Genomic DNA, 18,988 nt, shown 5'->3' with positions numbered 1-18,988 from the left:
CTTCACGCCCGGACCCGCACCGCTTCCAGCTCCAGCCGCCGCATGCCCACGGTCACCGATCCGTCCGGTTCCGCCGGCCTCCGGGCCAGATACTCCTCCACCACCGCCGCCACAAAACCGGCCCGCCACGCCTCCGGCACCCGCTGCGTGTAGGGCAACCAGGTGGTCCGAATCCACCCGGCAAACGCCTCCACCCCGGCAAACCGCTCGCACCGGTCCACCTCCGCCAGGTGCACCACCTCGAAACCGGCAGCCACCAGCCACGCACCGTACTCCTCCAAACGGCAAAGCCGCCAGACGCGCGGCAAGTCCCGAAACCACGTCCGCCAGGGCCGCCGCCGCACCACACGCAACACCGCCCCCATCACCTCGGCGGCGTTCCCACGGGCGTTCCCGAACACCGCCAGCCGCCCACCGGGTCGCAGACATCCCGCCGCCGCCCGAAAAAACCCGGCCGGGTCCTCGATCCAGTGCAGGGTGGCATTGCAAAAGACCACGTCGAACGGCCCCAACGAACCGATCTGCCCGGCCGGACAAACCTCGAATCGCAGCCGGGGATGCCGGGACTCGGGAAACGCCCGCCGCGCATGGGCGATCATTTCCGGCGCCGCGTCCACCCCCAGCACACACCCCTGCGGCACCAGCCCGGCCAGCCAGGCGGTCAACCGGCCATCTCCACACCCGACGTCCAGGATCCGTTCCGCCCCGCGCAGTCCCAATCGGATCCCCAGTTCCCGGCCCCACGCCTCCTGCACCGACGAATGGGCCGCATAATCGGCCGGATCCCACCGTGGCAGCCCGCTCACAACAAGCCGGTCGTCTCCGGAAAACCGCACACCAGGTTCAGCGACTGTACCGCCTGCCCGCTGGCGCCCTTCAGCAAATTGTCCTCCGCACTCACGATCACCAACTGACCCGTGCGCACGTCCAGCCGCCAGGCCATCTCGCACACGTTGGTCCCCACCACGTTCTTGGTGTCCGGCAACTGCCGGTCATCCAACAACCGGACGAACGGCTCCCGCCCGTAAGCCGCCCGGTAACAGGCCTCGATCCGACCCGTCAGTTGAAACACCTCCCCGGCGGTGGTCACCGGCAAGGTCGGCCGCACCACGATCGTCGTCAGGATCCCGCGCCGCACCGGCACCAGATGCGGCGTGAACCGGATCAGCACCTGCCGGCCCGCCGCCACGGAAAGTTCCTGCTCGATCTCCGACAGGTGCCGGTGCTTCGGCACCCCGTACGCACGCAGGCTCTCCGCGCACTCGCAAAACAGATAGTCCAACTCCGCCTTCCGGCCCGCCCCGCTCACCCCGCTGAGCGAATTCACCACAATCCCATCCGGCTCAACCAATCCCTCGCGCAACAACGGCACCAGCGGCAACAGGATGCTCGTCGGATAACACCCGGGCGAGGCGATCAACCGGGCCTGCCGGATGGCTTCCCGATACAGCTCCGGCAGCCCGTACACCGCCTGCGACAACAACTCCGGCGCCGGATGTTGGTGCCCGTAGAACGCCTCGTACACCGCCGGATCCCGCAGCCGGAAATCCGCGCTCAGGTCAATCACCACCCGGCCCGCTTCCAGCAACGGCCGCACATACTCCGCCGCCACGCCGTGCGGCAACGCCAGAAACACCACCTCCGCCTCCCGCGCCAGCGCGGCCGCATCCGGTTCCCGAAACGCCAGCTCCCGCGCAGCCGGCCAGTGCGCAAACCGCGGGAACACCTCTCCCACCGTCCGGCCTGCATACTGCCGGGACGTCACCGCCACCAGCTCCACCCCGGGATGCGCCAACAGCAGCCGGACCAGCTCCTCGCCCGAATAGCCCGAGGCACCCACCACCGCCACTCGCACCTTCTTCATCTCCGACATGCCGCCCAGCAAACCAACACCCGCCACACGGTTCAATCCCGGGTTCGCACCGCCCGAAACCATCCCCATCGCCTCCGGACCCCGCCAATGATCAAACCCTCATTCCCCACGCCGGGCACGGCCACTGACGGAATCCCGTTGCCCGCCCACACGCCCCACCCGTCCCGCTCACTGTTCCTGGTCCGATTCCGTGCCGCCGTGCAGACCACCCGACCAGAGCTCACGCACCCTCGGATCGTCCAGGTCCGGCACCGCCTCCACCCGCGCGTAGTACAGGCCCAGATTGTGCTGGGCTGTCTTGTCGCCCTGCCGCGCCGCCCTGATGAACCAACGCACCGCCTCGTCCGTGTTCTGCGGAACACCACGGCCCAGCTCGTAGCACAGCCCCAGATTGCACTGTGCCGGCGCGCATTCCTGTTCAGCGGCAAACCGGTACCATTTCACCGCCTGCCGGTAGTCCTGGGCCACCACCCGACCCTGCTCGTAAAACACCCCCACGTTGAACTGCGCCTGCGGTTCCCCGCGTTCCGCGGCCGCCAGATACCACTTGAAAGCCTCCTCGTCACTCTGCGGCACGCCGAACCCCGTCTCGTAACAGACCCCCAGGTTGAACTGCGCCGCCGGATCCCCCTGTTCCGCCGCCGCCCGAAACCAACGCACCGCCTCCTCCGGATTCGTCGCCACCCCCTGCCCCGTCTGATAACAGTAGCCGAGATAACACTGCGCCCTGGCGTGGCCCTGCTCGGCGGCCCGACGAAACCACTCCACCGCCTCCTCGTGGTTGGCAGGCACGTTGTGCCCGGTGTGCAGGCAGATCGCGTAGTCACACTGCGCGTCCGGGTCGCCGGCCTCGGCAGCCTGCCGGAGCTGTTCGAACGTCAGCCAGTTTTTGACCCGTTTGGGCATGTTGCCAGCCACGGCCCTCTCTCGCCCGGGGACCTTGTTGCCCACCCGGGCCGGGACCGCACCCATACCTTAAAGACACCCCGTCCAATTGCAAGACAGCCGCTCGCCGACTCGTTGGGAATCCACCTGTCAAGCGCCACAAGGCACCCCGCCGCCCAGCACCAAGCCAGTCACCGCCACGGGGAAGGAAGCCGGGCACAAGCAGCGCATGGCGCGGCAATTCCTGCCGGGAGGGCAACCCGACCGGACTTGTCCAATCTCCGGACGTCCCTGCTCGAAATCCCCACACCAGCCCGGACCCGCCTCTTTCCACCTGTTTCTGCACCGTGGGACTTGTCCCCGGATCCGGGCCTTCCGGCCGCGACATCATCCGGGACACGCATTTGGAACGTCTCCTGCTGCGCTCACCGGCCGGAAGCGACGTGTCAGCCAGGTCCGGATCGGATCCGACCCGGCAAGCGGGTCCGGTCCGGCCAACGTCACCAACACGATCGAACAGCCATGCCGGCCTACGTGTATGTGGCCCGGGACAGTGTCACCGGGCGCGAAGTCAGGAGTGTGGTCGAAGCAGCCTCCGAACAGGCTGCCATCGCCGCCCTGTTGAATCGTAACCTGCTGGTCCTGTCCATCCAGGAACGGGTCGGGAAAAAAGGCCGCACCTCCGGTGGCAAGGTCTCCCTCCAGGACCTCGTACTTTTCACCCGGCAGCTGGCCACCATGCTCGACGCGGGCCTGGCCATGGTGCAGTCGCTCCAAGCCCTGGCCGAACAGACCACAAACAAGGTCATGCGCGACGTCATCCGCGACGTCTGCGCCCGCGTCGAAAGTGGCGACAGCTTTTCCGAGGCGCTCCAGAAACATCCCAAGGTTTTCAACCGCCTCTATGTCAGCATGGTGGCCGCGGGTGAAAAGGGCGGCTTGCTGGCCGAGATCCTGGCCCGTCTGGCCACCTACCTCGAAAACACCGCCCGGCTCCGCAAGAAGGTCAAATCGGCCATGATGTACCCCACTGTGGTCACCATCGTGGCCATCCTCATCACCATCTTCCTTCTGGTCAAGGTGGTGCCCGTCTTCGGCGAAATCTACAGCAGCTTCGACGCAAAACTGCCGGGGCCCACCCAGTTCATGATTGACCTCAGCCAGTTCGTCAAAAGGTACATCCTCCTGCTGCTGGTCGGCGGCGTGGCCCTGGCCTATGCCTGGCTCTACTTCATCAAAACGCCCGCCGGCCGCAAATTCTGGGATTCCTACCGCATCCGCATGCCCATCTTCGGCAGCCTGGCTCACAAGATCTGCCTGGCCCGTTTCGCCCGGACCATGGCCTCGCTGGTCCGCAGCGGCGTGCCGATCCTCGAAGTGCTCCAGATCGTCTCACAAACCGTCGGCAACGTCGTCATGGAGACGGCCATCAAGGCCGCCGCCGTGGACATCGAACGCGGGGAGGGCATCTCCACCGCAATCGGCAAACACCCCGTCTTCCCCGTCATGATCATCCGCATGATGACCGCCGGCGAACAAACGGGCAAAATCGACAACATGCTCGAGCGCGTGGCCAACTTCCTCGATGACGAGGTCGAAACCGCCCTCTCCGGCCTCACCTCACTGATCGAACCGATTCTGATCGTGGTGCTCGGCGTCATCATCGGCGGCATGGTCATCTGCATGTTCCTGCCGATCTTCAAGATGTCGGAAATCGTCAGCGGCGCCTCCCGCCGTTGACCCCGGAGGGACCGGCCGGCCCTTGCAGGCGGACGCGACCCACCCCACCTCCGTGGCCCGCCTCATGCCTCCTGCAAGGGAACCCGGTTCTGCAAGGGCAACCCGGCACTTCCACACCCCCGGCAGGGGCTTCAACCGGCCCACTCCGGCCGCGCCAGCGCCCGGTCCAACCGCTCCAGCACGCGCTCCCGGCCCAGCACCTCCATCAAATGATAGAGACTCGGCCCCGCCGTGCGGCCCGTGCACGCCAGCCGCACCGGATGCACCAGCACCGCCGGTTTCACCCCCAGCTCGGCCGCCACGGACTTCAACGTGGCCTCCAGCGTGGCTGCGTCGAACGAGCCCACCTGCGCCAGCGCATCCCGCAACCGCCGGATGCGCGGCGCGTTTTCCGGCACGAAATGACGTCGCACCCCCTCCGCATCGTACTCCAGCTGCCCGCGGAAATAGAACCCGCCGTACTCCGGCAGCTCGCAGAACCGCTTGATCTTGCCGTAACAGGTGTCCAGGGCCGCCTTCACATAGGCCACCGGATACTTCCGCGTGTCCAACCCCGCCTTGTGCAGCGCCTGCACACCCAGCTCATAAAAACGTTCCACCGGCAGCTCCCGCATGTACTCGCCCTGCAACCACAAAAGCTTCTCCGGATCGAACCGCGCATTGTGCCGGAGCACCTGCCCCAGATCGAACCGATCCACCAACTCCTGCAAACTCAGCTTCTCACGGTTGTCCTTGGGCGACCACCCCAGCAGCGCCAGGTAATTCACCAGCGCCTCCGGCAGGTAACCCTCCTCCCGGTAAAAATGCACCGCCGCCCCCCGGTCGCGCTTGCTCATCTTGCTCCCGTCCGGATTCAGAATCAGCGGGATGTGCGCGTAATGCGGCGGCTTCACCCCGAACGCCTCGAACAGGGCAATGTGCTTGGCCGTGTTCGAGAGATGGTCCTCCCCACGAATCACATGCGTGATGCCCATCTCCAGATCGTCCACCACGTTCGTCAAATGAAACACCGGCTGGCCGTCCGAACGCAGAATCACAAAATCCGGGTCCTGCTCCTCCCGGTCGGTCAACCGCCGCACCACCTCCCCCACGATCAGATCGTGGATCACCACCGGCTCCCGCCGCATCCGGAATTTCACCGCCCCCTCATGCTCGTAAGCCAGCCCGCGCGACAGCAACGCCTCCACCCGCCGCAGGTACAACTCCCGCCGCTGACTCTGAAAATACGGCCCCCGATCGCCCTTGCAGGGACCGGTCGCCTCGCCCGTCAACGGACCCTCGTCCCAGTGCAGCCCCAGCCAACGCAAACTGTCCAGGATCACCTCCACCGCCTCCTGGGAGTTGCGTGCCGCATCCGTGTCCTCGATCCGCAACACGAACGTCCCTCCATGATGCCGCGCGAACAGCCAGTTGAACAACGCCGTGCGCGCACCGCCAATGTGCAGATAACCCGTCGGACTGGGCGCAAATCGTACCCGTACACTCATCGCAACGATTTAACCATGCACCTCGCCGGCCGCACAGCGGGAAAATGCCGGTCATCCGACCCGCACCCGCTCAGAATCCACAATCCCGTGGACAGAATCGGCATTGACGGCCGCCATCGGTGGGTTAAGGTTGCCCTGGTGACCCTGGCGGAAGGTCCGCACACACCATGCACGCAGGCGTAATCATGAACCGACCGCCCCGCAGCCGGGCTCGCGGCTTCACGCTGCTGGAGCTGATGCTCGTGGTGGGCATTCTCGCCGCGTTGACCGCCCTCCTCCTCCCCGCCCTCGTCCGCGCCCGCCAACAAACCCAGGGCCTCTACTGCATGAACAACAGCCGCCAACTGGCCTTGGCCTGGCAAATGTACGCCGACGACCACAACGGCCTGCTCGTCCCCAACCGACACGGCTCGGCCGCCCGACACGCCGCCGAGCCCGACAACTGGGTCAGCGGCTGGATGGATTGGACCAGCAACCCCGACAACACCAACACCCTCTACCTCACCGACCCCCGCTACGCCCGCCTGGCACCCTACACCCTGCACGCCGCCCGTCTCTACAAGTGCCCGGCCGATCACTACCGCAGCCGCCAAAACCCCGGCCCCCGCGTCCGCAGCATCTCCATGAACGCTGCCCTGGGCGACGGCAACAAGGTCAATTTCGCCAACTGGGACCCGCCCTTCTTCTTCGCCACCAGACTTTCCGACATCCAAAGCCCGCCCCCGGCCCACACCTGGCTCTTCGTGGACGAGCACCCCGACAGCATCAACGACGGCTGTTTCTTCCTCAACCCGTGGCAGACCGGCGCCAACGCCACCTGGCGCGACCTGCCCGCCAGCTATCACCGCGGCGCTGCAGGGCTGGCCTTTGCCGACGGCCATGCCGAGATCAAGAAATGGACCGACCCCCGCACCCCGGTCCCCGTCCGCATGGCCGACTTCCCCGGCCTTCAGGCCCCCCACAGCCCCGACTACGCCTGGATGGCCCAACGCACCCCACGCCGCTGATCGCCCCGCCGGCCGCGCTCAAGTGCAAATCACCATCACCCGCTCACCACGCAAGCCGGGGTCTCTCCACCAGCGACCGTTGATCCGGGCAACAGGGTTCACGACGCCGGCCGACCCCCACGGGGCGGTCCCACCCTCCGCGCGGGAATCCTGCCAGAGGACCCGTCCGTCCGCGCCGGCCGGCGGCCGACCGGTGCCGATGCCCGGGTCGCGAGCCCTGTCCACCCTTCAGGGCGACGTCAGCAGGTAAAACCGCGCAGATGCACCCGCGGCCTGCCGGTCCTCTACGACCGCCGGCCCGGGACCGAACACGCCGGACTTCACCACGGTCCAGGTGGCCTCGATCGGCTTTTGCAGGAGATTCGTGGAAGACCACAGCCGATAGACGGCACCCTCGGCGCCGGAAATCTCCAGCCGGACCGTGCCATCCGGCAGGACCACGGGCTGCGCGAGACGGGGCCGGGGTTCGGTCACCACGCGGATGACGGCGGGCGGACTCAGATCGAAGCCGAACTCGTTGGTTACAGCCAGTCGGTAAACCGCTCCATCGGCCGGCTGAGCATCGGGGATCGTCAACACGGTCTGGTTCGCGCCCGGGAGCGGCTGATCCTCCCGATACCACTGGCAGACCGGTTCCGGCACGCCTCCCACTGCCGCAGCCAGCACGACGGTCTGCCCCGCGTACACCGTCTGATTGGTGGGCGGACCGGCCACATACGCGGCAAGCGCGGGAGTCCAACCCACCGGCGCGAACACCACGGCCGGGTCCTGCAACCGGGCCGCCAGCTCGTCACTGATCTGCCGGGACCAACGCACCCTCCGGTTGGTCGGAATCAGGTTGGTTCCCGTCAGGTCGGTGCTCCGGTACTCCCAGAAACGCAGGGCGCTCTTGTCCACCAACCCGCCGTCCGACCAACCGAGCGGACTGATGTGCGCATCCATCCGGCAACGGATCCAGGTCACGTTCCCGTACGGATGGGCATTGCCGCCGTCGCGGCCGAGCGTCCAGTTGGACATGCCCGGCGCCGACGCCGTGAGCACACAGTCCACAAACACCAGCCCATAGGTGTCCTGCGGAGTTCTGGCCTGGGTGTAGATGCCGGGCGCATTCCCCGCGCGGCGCATGGCCCGGATCTCGCACCGGTTGAAGTACGCCATGCCCGAGCCCCAGATGAAATCCACGTCGCCCTGGATGAGGCACTTGTTGAAGAACCCGGCACTGACGTACGGGCTGTTTACGAGAATGGTGTCCTGATAACTGCAGAAGTTGCAGTTGTCGAAAAGGATGCGGCTGCCCTGTACCCGGACCGCCTCGGCCTGCGAGCCGCCCTGGGGCGTGCTGTTGGTGAAGGTGAGGTTCTTGAACACGAGATCGTCCCCACCGGCGTAGAACATGCAGCGCGTGGCTGTCCCGGCGATCTCCAGCTGGAAGTTGTTGTTGTTTGCATAGGTCAGGACCGTTTCCCGCCATCCCTCCCCCACGAAGGTGATGCGGTTCTTGCCCGCCGGCACGCGATTGATCTCTTCGTACACGCCCTTTCGAATCCGGACCGTGTAGGAGCGGTCCGAATCGGCCGGGATCCAGTCGATGGCTCCCTGCACGGTGGCGAAATCCCCCGTTCCGTCGGCCGCTACGATCACATTCGTGACTTCCGCGGGATCCGGCAGCACCGCCCTGGTGGTGAACCGCCAGGCCGCCGGGTCTGACACACCCTCCACATCGGCTCCTGCGGCGTCCCGGAAAAAGCCGGTGTCCATCAGAACGTAGTAGGTCGTCTGAGTCCGCAACACGCCCGGATGCGGATACACCGTGGCCTCGTTCCCGCGGAGGATGACCGGATGGGCGTAGTAATCCGCGCCACCGATGGTGCGGATCTGGGCCCCGTTGGACGCGTTCAACCCAAGGTCAATGGTGTCCACGAGCCCGCCGCCGGCATCGTAAATCCGCAGCGTGCCCGCGCCCAGCCGCACATCAGAGGAACTGAACCGGATCCGCAACAGGGTGTCCGTGCACACGTTGGAACGCTGGTTCGGTGACAGATCCGTCCAATGAACCAGGCCGGCAGCCCGGATGACCGGACCGGTTTGGCTCCCGACCGCTCGATCGGAAGCGGTGCCCGGAGCCGGATGCGCATCTCCAACCGGCCGGCGGACCGCTGTCACGGCGGCCGGGCCGGCTGCAGACTGTCCTCCGGCCGGGATCAGGCTGTTCTGTAGCCGCGCCGCCAAGGAAAGACCCGAACCGAAAACGACCAGGGTCCCCACTGACAGGAGCACACGTGTCATGGCAAGGGTTTTCGAGTGCCAAACGCTGTTCCGGTGCGGGGTTCGTCTCCCGCCCTGCGTGTCGGGCAGGCCCGGACATGCACCGGCTTGCGCGACAGGGAGGTTCATCCTGTGAATCAGTCTACCTGTCTCGCCGCCTTCGCCGTACCACGAAGTTTTGCACGACCAACTGAAAAAGTTGCAGCGGGCCCTCGAACCCGGCGGGCGATGCAGTCCGAACACGGGCGAACAAGCCGGCGCGGGAGGGCCGCGGGACACCCGCAGGAACTTTTGAACCACCAAGGCGCGGTCGCCGGACACAACTCGCAGGCAGGGCCTGAGCAAGGCGGACCCAATATCAGAAAAAGCACCAAACCTCCGGATCCCACCGGGCCGTCAGGCCGACGCCCGCACAGCAGGATGACGGTGTCAGGGAGAGCACCCCGGCACGCGCAGGCGCGGATCCGGGCAGGAGGCAGTCGGCGGCGGCAGTTTGGTGGACGTGAATGCCCGGGCTTGCATCGAAGGGCGTTCGGTGTATGCTGATGCTTCCCCACCGGCAAGGCGGTTGGGGCTCAGCAACGATTCGCAGAGACTGACTATGGCAATTGCAGCAAACGACCTGCGCCGCGGCATGGCGATCGACTACAACGGCGACATCTGCGTCGTGCTGGACGTCCAGCATCGCACGCCCGGCAACCTGCGCGCCTTCGTCCAGGCCACTTTGCGCAGCATTCGAACGGGCAAATCGTCGGACGTCCGGTTCGGCTCCACCGAGAAGGTCGAGACCGTGCCGTTGATCAGCCGGCGCATGGAGTTCAGTTACAAGGACGGCGAGGATTACGTCTTCACCGATCCGGAGACATTCGAGACGGTCACGCTCCCGCCCGACCTGGTGGGGGATGCCCGGCAATACCTTGTGGAGAACGGTCCGGTCACCGTCACGTTCGTGGAAGACCGCGCCGTGATGGTCGAGCTGCCGCCCAGCGTCGTGCTCACCGTCACCGAGGCGCCCGAAGGCGTTCGCGGGGATTCGGCCAACAACGTGATGAAACCGGCCGTGGTGGAGACCGGTCTGACCCTGCAAGTGCCGCTCTTCATCAAGGCCGGCGAAAGAATCCGGGTGGACACCCGCACCGGCAAGTACATCGAGCGGGCCTGAGCCCGGATCCGGCATGGCCCGGCCCGGGGTCGTGCACCCTCCCGAAGCCCGGATCGCAATTCGGTCATGACGGCTGCGGCCGCCGTCGTTGTCCCTTGGGCGTGCCCGGGAAAATGTTTTCCCGGCGTCCGCGCTTGAGTACATTCCTGCCAGTGTCCGGGATGGCATGGGCAAAGCGACTCTGGGCTACACCGGGACGCCGGACCGCCACGGTGGCGGCGGGGCTCCTGGTCTTGGACCAGCTGACCAAGGCGGCCATCCTGCGCCGGCTCCATTTCGGGGAGGAACAGGTCGTCGTGGAGGGGTTCTTCAAGCTGGTGCACTGGGGCAACACCGGGGCCGCTTGGAGCCTGTTCCGCGGTTACAACGATCTGTTGGCCCTGGTCGCCCTGCTGGCCCTGGCCCTGCTCTGGTGGTACCGGCACCATTTCGAGGTCGGGTCCCTCCCCGGCCAGGTCGCCTTCGGCGCCGTGTTGGGCGGCATCGCGGGCAATTTGCTGGACCGCCTCCGGGTCGGGCACGTGGTGGACTTCCTGTACTTCTACCTGCCCCGGCCCGACGGCCGCGAGTGGGGGTTCCCTGCGTTCAACGTGGCCGACAGCGCCATTTGCATCGGCGTGGCCACGCTGTTCTGGCTTTCCTGGCGCGCAGAACCGAAGACCCGTTCCGCGCCCGCAGCCGGGGCGCCCGCGGATCACGGTCCCCGGCCCCCGACCCCGCCCGCGCCGCCCGACCCATGAAGCGGTCCTCCCCCATCCTGACGCGACACTTCCATCCGCCGGCGGCAGATTCCGGGACACCGCCGGATACCCCGGCTTGAACGCCACGACCGGTGCCCACCATGCCCATCCTCGAAACGTTCACCGTCGAACACTCGGCCCCGGGCGAACGATTCGACGTCTATCTCCGGCGCCGGTACCCCGCCCTCTCCCGGTCGGCCATTCTGCGGCTGATCGAGCAGGGCGCCGTGCGTGTGAACGGGCGGCCGGTCAAACCGACGCACAGCCCGCGGGCCGGCGAGGTGGTCGAGCTCGAATGGCCCGACCCCAAACCGGCGACGCTGGAACCGGTGGACATCCCCCTGGAGATCCTCTACGAGGACGACTGCCTGCTGGTGATCAACAAACCCGCGGGGCTGGTGGTGCATCCTGCCGCCGGCCACGAGACCCACACCCTGGTGCACGCCCTGCTCCATCACTGCGCCGGCCGGCTCAGCGGCGTGGGAGGCGTGAGCCGGCCCGGGATCGTCCACCGCTTGGACAAGGACACCAGCGGCGTCATGGTGGTGGCCAAGACGGACGCGGCCCACCTGGCGCTGGCACGACAGTTCGCCGACCGCCGGGTGCTCAAGGTCTACCACGCCCTCGTCTGCGGTTGCCTGCTGCACGACTCCGGCGAAATCCGCGCGGCCATCGCCCGGCACCCGTCTCATCGGAAGTGCATGACCGTCTGCGAAGAACGCGGACGCCTGGCCCATACCAGCTACCGCGTGCTCGAACGGCTGGCAGAGGCCGCCCTCGTGGAAGCGCGGTTGCACACGGGTCGAACCCACCAGATCCGCGTCCACTTCCAACACCTCGGGCACCCGCTGGTGGGCGATCCCGTCTACGGGCGCCGGGCCAATCGCCGCCTGGCCGATCGCATCGGGTTCGAGCCTCCCCGCCAGATGCTGCATGCCACCCTGCTCACCCTCGCACATCCCCGGACCGGCGAGCTTCTCACCTGGGAAGCACCCTGGCCGGCAGATTTCGAGGAGACCCTGCGCCGCCTCCGCACCCCACCCGCCTCCGAACGTGCCGCGCCCGCCGGGGAGGACATCTGAGTTCCATGTGGACGTTACCCAACCTGCTGAGCTTGTTCCGCCTGGCGTCGGTGCCGGGGCTCCTGTTTCTGGCGGCGCACGGATTCCGACGTGCATTCTTCACCCTGTTGCTGCTGGGACTGCTTTCGGACGCGGTTGATGGTTACCTGGCGCGGAGGTGGAACCAGCACAGTGAGCTGGGCGCCCGACTCGACAGTTGGGCCGATCTGACCACCTGGCTGGCCCTGCCCCCGTGCGGCTGGTGGCTGCGGCCGGAGGCCTTTGCCGCGGAATTCCCGTGGCTCTGTACGGGATTGGCGGCTTATCTGCTTTCGGTGGGGGTCGGCTGGGCGCGCTTCCGCCGCCTCATCGCCTATCACACATGGGGCGCCAAGGCATTGAGCATCCTCGCCAGTGCCGCTGTCATTTTGTTTTTCGCGAGCGGTCCGGGATGGGTCCTGCGGGCCCTGGTGCCCTTCGTCGTCCTCTCCGCGGCGGAGGAAATCCTCATCACCTGGCTGCTGCCGCAATACCGGTCCAATGTCCCCACCGCGTGGCACGCGTGGCAGTTGCGCAGGGCCTCCCTGCGCAAGGAGGCGTCCCTCCTCCGCGCCTCCGCCGCAGCGCCGGGATCCGAACCGCGCTGAGGACCGTGGCAGGGATCGCCCGCGCACTCGGCGGCCACGGCCTTCACGTGCAGGCCCCGCCAGCCTGATCAGGGCGGGCTCCTGTTGATCACCGGTGTGCACCACCCGGCCGTCGCGAGGACGCGGACATCGGTTGCCGGAAGGCCGTCGTCCCCCGCCGGAAACGGCTTGCCCCGCTGCTACCCCGCTCATTAACTGGGGTCATGAGCGCACAGTGCGTGCGGGTGGAATCTTCATCGTCCGACGGATCGTTCCCGCTCCAGGACTATCTCAAAGAGCGGAGCCGTTGGATTGACCGCGGCCTCCGAAAGTTCCTGCCGCCCCCGGGTACACGCCCGGCAACCATTCATCGGGCGATGCACTACTCCCTCTTCGCCGGGGGCAAACGCATCCGGCCCATCCTCTGTCTGGCGGCCGCCGAGGCCTGCGGAGGAAATCCCGTGGAGGCTCTGCCCCTTGCCTGTGCCATCGAGTGCATCCATACCTACTCGCTGGTCCACGACGATCTGCCGGCCATGGACAACGACGATTTTCGCCGGGGCCGTCCCACCTGTCACAAGGTCTTCGGCGAGGGCATCGCTGTGCTGGCCGGAGACGCCCTGCTCACCGTGGCATTCGAGATCGCCGCGCAAAGCCGCGGCTGGCCCCGCTACCCGCATCGCCAGCTCATCCTCGAACTGGCCCGTGCAGCCGGTTCCCGGCAGTTGATCGCCGGTCAGGTGGCCGACCTGGAGAGCGAAGGCCGGTCCATCCCACTGCGCGACCTCCGATTCATTCACGAACGCAAAACCTCCGCCCTGCTCTGCTGCGCCGTGCGCCTCGGCGGCATGAGCGCCAACTGCACACCCAAACAACTGGATGCACTCACACGCTTCGGCACCCACGTCGGGCTGGCCTTTCAGGTGATTGACGACATCCTCGACATCACGCAGACGACGGAAAAGCTGGGCAAGACAGCCGGCAAGGATCTCAAAGCCCGGAAGGCCACCTACCCGGCGCTGGTCGGGCTCGAACGTTCCCGTCAAATCGCCGAGCAACTGACCCGCAAAGCCTTTGCCGCCCTCGAACCGTTCGGGCGCCGCGCCGCCGCATTGCATGCCCTGGCCGAGTACCTGCTCCGGCGGGACCGTTGACACCTCGGGGCGCCCGCCCGTGCCGGCGGGCGCGGGCACGTGCCGGCGCATCCATCAGGTGGCGCGACCGAACTTCCGTTCCAACTCGCGGTAGCTCAGCTCGATCAACGTCGGGCGGCCGTGCGGGCACGTGTACGGCATCCGACAGCGGCGCAACGATTCGAGCAAACTCAGCAACTCCGCCTCCGACAACGGATCGCGGGCCTTCACGGCGTGACGACACACCGTTTTGGCCACGACCGGTTCGCCCAACCGCAGTGTGTTCAGTTCCCGACCGGCCGCACGCAGCTCGTCCAACAAATCCAACAGGAACCTGCGCGGATCCGAAACCTTCACGAACGGCGGCAGGGCGTCCAGCAGGAACGAGCGCGTGCCGAACTCGCTCACCCCCACGCCGAGCCGGCCCAATACCTCCAACTGCTCGCGCAAAAACGCGGCGTCCCGCGGCGGCAGTTCGATCGCCTCCGGCAACAGCAGCTTCTGTGACGGCGCGCGACCCTCCCGTTCCAAACGGTCGAGCATCTCCTCGAACAGGACCCGCTCGTGCGCCGCGTGCTGGTCCATCAGCACCAGGCCGCGATCGGACTCGAACACCACATACAACCGTCCCACCACCCCCAGATAACGCAGGGGGACATCCACCAATGGCACCGGCCCGGCGGGCCCGGCATCGGCCCCGCCCGACCGCACGGGGGCCGTCGGTCCGCAGGCAACCCGGGCCGGTTGCGCCTCACCACGCTCGGAAGCCGCGGTCCCGTCAGCCGGTCGCACCGCCCGTTCGGGCTCCGGAACCGCCGGCGCCGCCGACGCGATTGACGTACCGGACACCCGCTCGGCCGCCGGTGCACCAGCGGGTGCCGCCGGAATCGTCTCTCTGCGGACTTCCGGTCCGGCAGACCCGGCCGCGCTCCGGCCGGCCACGCCGCCCGATGCCGGGCCCCTGCTCCCACCGGGGCCTCCCCCTTCGACCGGCAACCCCGGGAGTCCGGGCTCCTGCGAAACCGGCGGGCGCGAATCCGAAGGCGTCCGCGCCGTGCCGGGGGCGTCTCGCGCCGCAGCCGGGCGGGCGTGAAAAGCCAAAAGCGTCTCCCGAACGGCGGCGGTGACCGCCCGGCGCACCGCCCATTCCCGATGGAACTTGACCTCACGCTTGGCCGGGTGAATGTTCACGTCCACGGCCGAGGGGGCGATTTCCAGGAACAGGCAGCAAACCGGGTAACGGCCCTTCATCAGGGCGGTGTGATAACCTTCCAGGAGGGCGTGATTCAGCGCGCGGCTCTCCACCGGCCGGCGGTTCACGAAAAGGTGCTGGTCCGCACGCGTGGCCCGGGACACACCCGGTGCGCCGATCAATCCCCAAATGCGCAGACCCGCACCCGGTCCCAAGCCGGCACCCGCCGCCCCCGGCTCTTCACCGTCTGCGTCCGGCTCGGCATGGTCCACCACCAGGAAGGATTCGTCCGTCCCGTAGAGGGCGCGCCAACGCTCGCGCAGCGCCGCCAGCCGCTCCCGCGGATCCGGCCCGCAAGGGACGGCCGGCAATTGCCAGAGTGTCCGGCCGTCCTTCACAAAGGTGAAGGCCACCTCCGGATGCGCCAGCGCAGCCAGCAACACCGCGTGCTGGGCATGGGCCGATTCGGTCTCGTCACTCCGCAGGAACTTGCGGCGGGCCGGCACGTTGAAGAACAACTGACGCACCTCCACGATCGTGCCCGGGGCCGCTCCTGCCGCCTGGACATCCACAATTTTCCCTCCCTGCACCACGATGCGCGTGCCCTCCGGGGAATCGCTGCCCCGTTCGCGCGTCGTGAGGGTGAACCGACTGACGCTGGCAATGCTCGGCAGGGCCTCCCCACGGAATCCCAACGTCCGGATCGCAAACAGGTCCTCCGCCGACCGAATCTTGCTGGTGGCATGCCGTTCGAGCGACAGCAAAGCGTCGTCGCGGCTCATGCCCGTGCCGTCATCGGAAACCCGGATCAGGCTGCGTCCGCCAGCCTGGATCTCCACCACGATGCGCCGGGCATCGGCGTCGAGCGCGTTCTCCACCAGCTCCTTCACCACGCTGGCCGGGCGCTCAATCACCTCCCCGGCCGCGATCTGGTTGGCCACCGTCTCGGGTAACAGCCGGATGCGATTCATGCGCCTGGGACGGGAAGCCGGTCGGGCGAAAACCGTGTGCCATTCGATGCCGCCATTGCCGGCCATTGTAAGGTGCTCCCCTCCCGGGTAAACACCAGACCGGTCAGAACCACCGGACCGCGCGGCCGGCGCCGGCCAGGCGCAGCCCTTCGTGCCGTGCGCGAGGCAAACGCGCGCCCGCACCGGCCCATCGCCGCAGAACCGTCCCCTGGAGACAAAAGGCAGGGAGAAGTCTCCGGGTCAACGTTCCACCGGAACCCGCAGCACCACCAGGGCGTGCGAGGGCACGGTGAGCTCGGCCCGGGGCGATCGGATCTCCACCGGCCAGTCCCGGGGCGCCACGCGCTTCGGGTGGTCGAAGTCGTTCTCGTCATCCAGCGTTTCGCCCCGCAGGATGAGACCGCGGCTGCCGGGTCGCACCTGCTTGACCCCTTGGAGGTCGATCCGGACCGGCCGCTCGTAGGGCGCGGCATTGACCAGCTTGAGGATCACCTCGCCGGCGGCATCGTCGGAGACGGCACTGGCATAAAACCCGTCCTGAACGGGCACCGGCACCTCCACCGCGTGAATCAGACGGTTGTCCAGATAACATTCGATCCGTGGCCCGCGCAAAACCACGCGAATGTCGTACCACCGGCCGGTCTCGATCGAACCGGGCTCCCGGGTGACCAGCCGCTCCTGCACGCCCAACCAGGATTGTATGCCGTGCCGGGTATTGCCCCAGCCGCCCAGGTTCCACTGCACGCGGGTGTTCTGGAAGGCGTCGCGGAAGACGATCAGAAAACCTTCGTCTCCGGCGATCTTCCGGGCCTTGACTTCGAGGGTGTACTCGGTCCAGTCCGGCCCGCCCACGAACGCGGTGCTGACGGCCCGCGGATCGCCCTGGCGCAGCGCGCCGTCCACGGCTTCCCACCGGCCCGCCGACGGCCAGCGCCAGCCCTCCGGCAGCTTCGAGAAATCGCCACGATACAGGATCTCGTCGCCGCGCCGCACCACCAGGTCCTTGAACTCCGCCGCCGTGCGGTAGGTCCCCAGCCCGATCCCGCCCCGGGCTAGCGCCGGCGCCGCCACGTCGCCGGACAACCGCACCGGCAAGACGTGATCGCCGCGGTGATGCGAAAAGACCTGCTGCACGTAATAATTCGGCGTCCCGTAGACGCGGAGGTTGTCGAACCAGATCAAATTCGGCCGCCACTGCCAGCCGTCCACATGCCCGAACAACGGCGCATAGGCAGCCATTACCACCACCGCGGCATTGCGTTCCATGCCGGTCATGAAGGCCGCCTCGGACAACGCGCACTCCCAATTGTTGCGATTGTGCACGCTGACGATCCGGTCACTCTGCGCGGCGTACTCGCCGAAGAACACCTTGGGCCCGGCCGGATCGTAGGAATCGAACCGGTCCGCACTGCTGAAAAACCAGATCGGGTTGGCGTAACAGTGCTGGTCCACAATCTCCGCCTTCATTTCCACCAGGCGCGGCCAGAGGAAGTCGAACCGTTCATCGTGCGGCGAGGGACCCGAACTGGAAACCAGCACGATCTCCGGATGCCGTTCCTTCAGCACCCGGGCAAAGGCGGCGTACCGCTCCAGATACTGTGGACCCCACTGCTCGTTGCCGATGCCGATGTACCTGAGGTGAAACGGTTCGGGATGCCCCATGGCCGCCCGGCGCGCCCCCCACGGACTCTCCACCGGTCCATTGGCAAACTCGATCAGGTCCAACGCATCCTGGATGTACAGCTCCAACTGGTCCATCGGCACCAGTTCGCCGCTGTTGAACTGGCAGGCCATGCCGCAGTTCAGGATCGGCAGCGGCTCGGCCCCCAGATCCTCCGCCAGCTGAAAATACTCGAAGAACCCGAGGCCGAAGCTCTGGTAATAATCAGGCGTGGGCCGGTGTTTGAACTCGTAGTTCCAGCGGTTGATCAACAGCCGGCGCTGCTCCACCGGACCGATCGTGTTCTTCCACTGATAGCGCTTGTCCAGCTCGCTTCCTTCCACGATGCATCCGCCGGGGAACCGCAGGAACCCGGGCTTCAAATCGGCCAGCATCTGCACCAAATCGGCACGCAACCCACCCGGCCGCTGTTTCCACGTGCTCCGCGGGAACAACGACACCACGTCCACGTCCACCGTGCCACCACCCTCCACCAACACGTTCAACCGGCCGCGTGCCGCCGTCCGGTCGGGCACCAAACGCAACGACCGCTTCTCCCACGTTTGAGGCAGATCCCCGATCCGACCCTCCGCCAACGTCTCGCCCTCGTCGTCAACCAGCTCGATCAACAAGCGCGGACGACCCGAGACCCGCCGCACGCGCAACTCCAGCACATACTCCTCCCCGGCATGGAAGCCCATGCCCCGAAACCCCTCGTTGCTCAAGCCCATCGCCGTGGACGCACGCGATTCGATCCGCGCGTAATGCGGATTCGCCGGGTCAAAAGGCTCCTCCGTCCGGATCTGCACCTCTCCCCGGCCATGGCTGGTCCGGAGCATGAACCAACCCAACATCGGATCCGGAAACTCGAACCCGCGGTTCTTCACCAGCTCGGCGTACAAGCCGCCGTCGGCCCCCAGGTTGATATCCTCGAAAAAGATCCCCCACATGGTAGGCGAAATCCGCGCCCCGGCACGGTCCACCTGAACCGCAACCTCCACCGGCCCGGCCCACACGATCCCGGCCCGGCCCAACCCCACCGCGGCCACAGCCGCGCAAAAGATGCGCACCATCGCCTTCACGGCAGAAGCCCCGGAACCCATCCCCCAGCGGAGCGGCCCCGACCCTGTCTCGAACGGAGTTTTCATCGCTCTGAACCTTTCCCGGGAAAAACGAAGGCAGGCCG

At 66.9% G+C, this 18,988-nt stretch carries 14 protein-coding genes; 7 read left to right on the top strand and 7 right to left on the bottom strand.

Going from position 1 to position 18,988, the window contains the following annotated elements; all coding sequences use genetic code 11:
* Positions 1-2: 2 nt before the first annotated feature.
* From ACPDIX_RS03290 to ACPDIX_RS03280, 3 genes are all read right to left on the bottom strand, one after another.
* On the bottom strand, positions 3-806 hold the full coding sequence (locus tag ACPDIX_RS03290; protein ID WP_423430350.1) for a class I SAM-dependent methyltransferase: 804 nt from the start codon (positions 804-806) through the stop codon (positions 3-5).
* Positions 803-1,864, bottom strand: coding sequence for an N-acetyl-gamma-glutamyl-phosphate reductase (argC, locus tag ACPDIX_RS03285; protein WP_423430349.1), 1,062 nt, complete (start codon positions 1,862-1,864; stop codon positions 803-805). The genes ACPDIX_RS03290 and argC overlap by 4 nt, the downstream gene beginning before the upstream one ends.
* A 177-nt stretch (positions 1,865-2,041) precedes the next feature.
* Complete coding sequence (locus ACPDIX_RS03280; protein WP_423430348.1) at positions 2,042-2,779, bottom strand: tetratricopeptide repeat protein; 738 nt, start codon at positions 2,777-2,779, stop codon at positions 2,042-2,044.
* Positions 2,780-3,280: 501 nt separating this feature from the next.
* Here ACPDIX_RS03280 and ACPDIX_RS03275 point away from each other — a divergent pair.
* A complete protein-coding gene (locus tag ACPDIX_RS03275; RefSeq protein ID WP_423430347.1) occupies positions 3,281-4,498 on the top strand; it encodes a type II secretion system F family protein in 1,218 nt (405 codons plus the stop codon).
* A 131-nt stretch (positions 4,499-4,629) separates the two neighbouring features.
* Here the strand turns inward: ACPDIX_RS03275 and ACPDIX_RS03270 are convergent, their stop codons facing one another.
* Positions 4,630-5,985 carry a glutamate--tRNA ligase gene (locus ACPDIX_RS03270; protein WP_423430346.1) on the bottom strand — a complete coding sequence of 452 codons (1,356 nt, stop codon included), beginning with the start codon at positions 5,983-5,985 and terminating at the stop codon, positions 4,630-4,632.
* Positions 5,986-6,170: 185 nt separating this feature from the next.
* On the opposite strand from ACPDIX_RS03270, the gene ACPDIX_RS03265 reads away from it, so the two are divergent.
* Entirely contained in the window at positions 6,171-6,992 is an 822-nt protein-coding gene (locus ACPDIX_RS03265; RefSeq protein ID WP_423430345.1) for a type II secretion system protein, read from the top strand.
* Positions 6,993-7,220: 228 nt separating this feature from the next.
* Here the strand turns inward: ACPDIX_RS03265 and ACPDIX_RS03260 are convergent, their stop codons facing one another.
* Positions 7,221-9,008 (bottom strand): pectinesterase family protein, encoded by a 1,788-nt coding sequence (locus ACPDIX_RS03260; RefSeq protein ID WP_423430344.1) that lies wholly within the window; start codon positions 9,006-9,008, stop codon positions 7,221-7,223.
* A gap of 850 nt (positions 9,009-9,858) precedes the next feature.
* Between ACPDIX_RS03260 and efp the strand changes: the two genes are divergently transcribed.
* From efp to ACPDIX_RS03235, 5 genes are all read left to right on the top strand, one after another.
* The gene (gene efp, locus ACPDIX_RS03255; RefSeq protein ID WP_423430343.1) at positions 9,859-10,419 is read left to right on the top strand and encodes an elongation factor P; all 561 of its coding nucleotides are present in this window, start codon (positions 9,859-9,861) and stop codon (positions 10,417-10,419) included.
* Between the two features lie 161 nt (positions 10,420-10,580).
* On the top strand, positions 10,581-11,159 hold the full coding sequence (lspA, locus tag ACPDIX_RS03250) for a signal peptidase II (RefSeq protein WP_423430342.1): 579 nt from the start codon (positions 10,581-10,583) through the stop codon (positions 11,157-11,159).
* A gap of 101 nt (positions 11,160-11,260) precedes the next feature.
* A complete protein-coding gene (locus tag ACPDIX_RS03245) occupies positions 11,261-12,241 on the top strand; it encodes an RluA family pseudouridine synthase (protein WP_423430341.1) in 981 nt (326 codons plus the stop codon).
* Between the two features lie 5 nt (positions 12,242-12,246).
* Positions 12,247-12,867, top strand: coding sequence for a CDP-alcohol phosphatidyltransferase family protein (locus ACPDIX_RS03240; protein WP_423430340.1), 621 nt, complete (start codon positions 12,247-12,249; stop codon positions 12,865-12,867).
* Positions 12,868-13,070: 203 nt separating this feature from the next.
* The gene (locus tag ACPDIX_RS03235) at positions 13,071-14,000 is read left to right on the top strand and encodes a polyprenyl synthetase family protein (RefSeq protein WP_423430339.1); all 930 of its coding nucleotides are present in this window, start codon (positions 13,071-13,073) and stop codon (positions 13,998-14,000) included.
* A 54-nt stretch (positions 14,001-14,054) separates the two neighbouring features.
* Here ACPDIX_RS03235 and mutL read toward each other — a convergent pair whose 3' ends face one another.
* Together mutL and ACPDIX_RS03225 are read right to left on the bottom strand one after the other, a co-directional pair.
* Positions 14,055-16,142 carry a DNA mismatch repair endonuclease MutL gene (gene mutL, locus ACPDIX_RS03230; RefSeq protein ID WP_423430338.1) on the bottom strand — a complete coding sequence of 696 codons (2,088 nt, stop codon included), beginning with the start codon at positions 16,140-16,142 and terminating at the stop codon, positions 14,055-14,057.
* Positions 16,143-16,382: 240 nt separating this feature from the next.
* Entirely contained in the window at positions 16,383-18,950 is a 2,568-nt protein-coding gene (locus tag ACPDIX_RS03225) for an alpha-L-arabinofuranosidase C-terminal domain-containing protein (protein WP_423430337.1), read from the bottom strand.
* Between the last annotated feature and the right edge of the window lie 38 nt (positions 18,951-18,988).

The organism is Limisphaera sp. 4302-co, from assembly GCF_049537155.1.
In the GTDB taxonomy this organism is placed as follows: Bacteria; Verrucomicrobiota; Verrucomicrobiia; order Limisphaerales; family Limisphaeraceae; genus Limisphaera.
The sequence above is the reverse complement of the archived record's forward strand: the minus strand, read 5'-3'. Positions and strand labels throughout refer to the sequence as shown.

Coding starts and splice junctions, on each gene's coding strand:
- ACPDIX_RS03275 (WP_423430347.1), top strand. CDS start 3,281: ATGCCGGCCTACGTGTATGTGGCCCGGGACAGTGTCACCGGGCGCGAA.
- mutL (WP_423430338.1), bottom strand. CDS start 16,142: ATGAATCGCATCCGGCTGTTACCCGAGACGGTGGCCAACCAGATCGCG.
- ACPDIX_RS03245 (WP_423430341.1), top strand. CDS start 11,261: ATGCCCATCCTCGAAACGTTCACCGTCGAACACTCGGCCCCGGGCGAA.
- argC (WP_423430349.1), bottom strand. CDS start 1,864: ATGAAGAAGGTGCGAGTGGCGGTGGTGGGTGCCTCGGGCTATTCGGGC.
- ACPDIX_RS03225 (WP_423430337.1), bottom strand. CDS start 18,950: ATGAAAACTCCGTTCGAGACAGGGTCGGGGCCGCTCCGCTGGGGGATG.
- ACPDIX_RS03235 (WP_423430339.1), top strand. CDS start 13,071: ATGAGCGCACAGTGCGTGCGGGTGGAATCTTCATCGTCCGACGGATCG.
- ACPDIX_RS03270 (WP_423430346.1), bottom strand. CDS start 5,985: ATGAGTGTACGGGTACGATTTGCGCCCAGTCCGACGGGTTATCTGCAC.
- ACPDIX_RS03240 (WP_423430340.1), top strand. CDS start 12,247: ATGTGGACGTTACCCAACCTGCTGAGCTTGTTCCGCCTGGCGTCGGTG.
- ACPDIX_RS03280 (WP_423430348.1), bottom strand. CDS start 2,779: ATGCCCAAACGGGTCAAAAACTGGCTGACGTTCGAACAGCTCCGGCAG.
- lspA (WP_423430342.1), top strand. CDS start 10,581: ATGGCATGGGCAAAGCGACTCTGGGCTACACCGGGACGCCGGACCGCC.
- ACPDIX_RS03265 (WP_423430345.1), top strand. CDS start 6,171: ATGAACCGACCGCCCCGCAGCCGGGCTCGCGGCTTCACGCTGCTGGAG.
- efp (WP_423430343.1), top strand. CDS start 9,859: ATGGCAATTGCAGCAAACGACCTGCGCCGCGGCATGGCGATCGACTAC.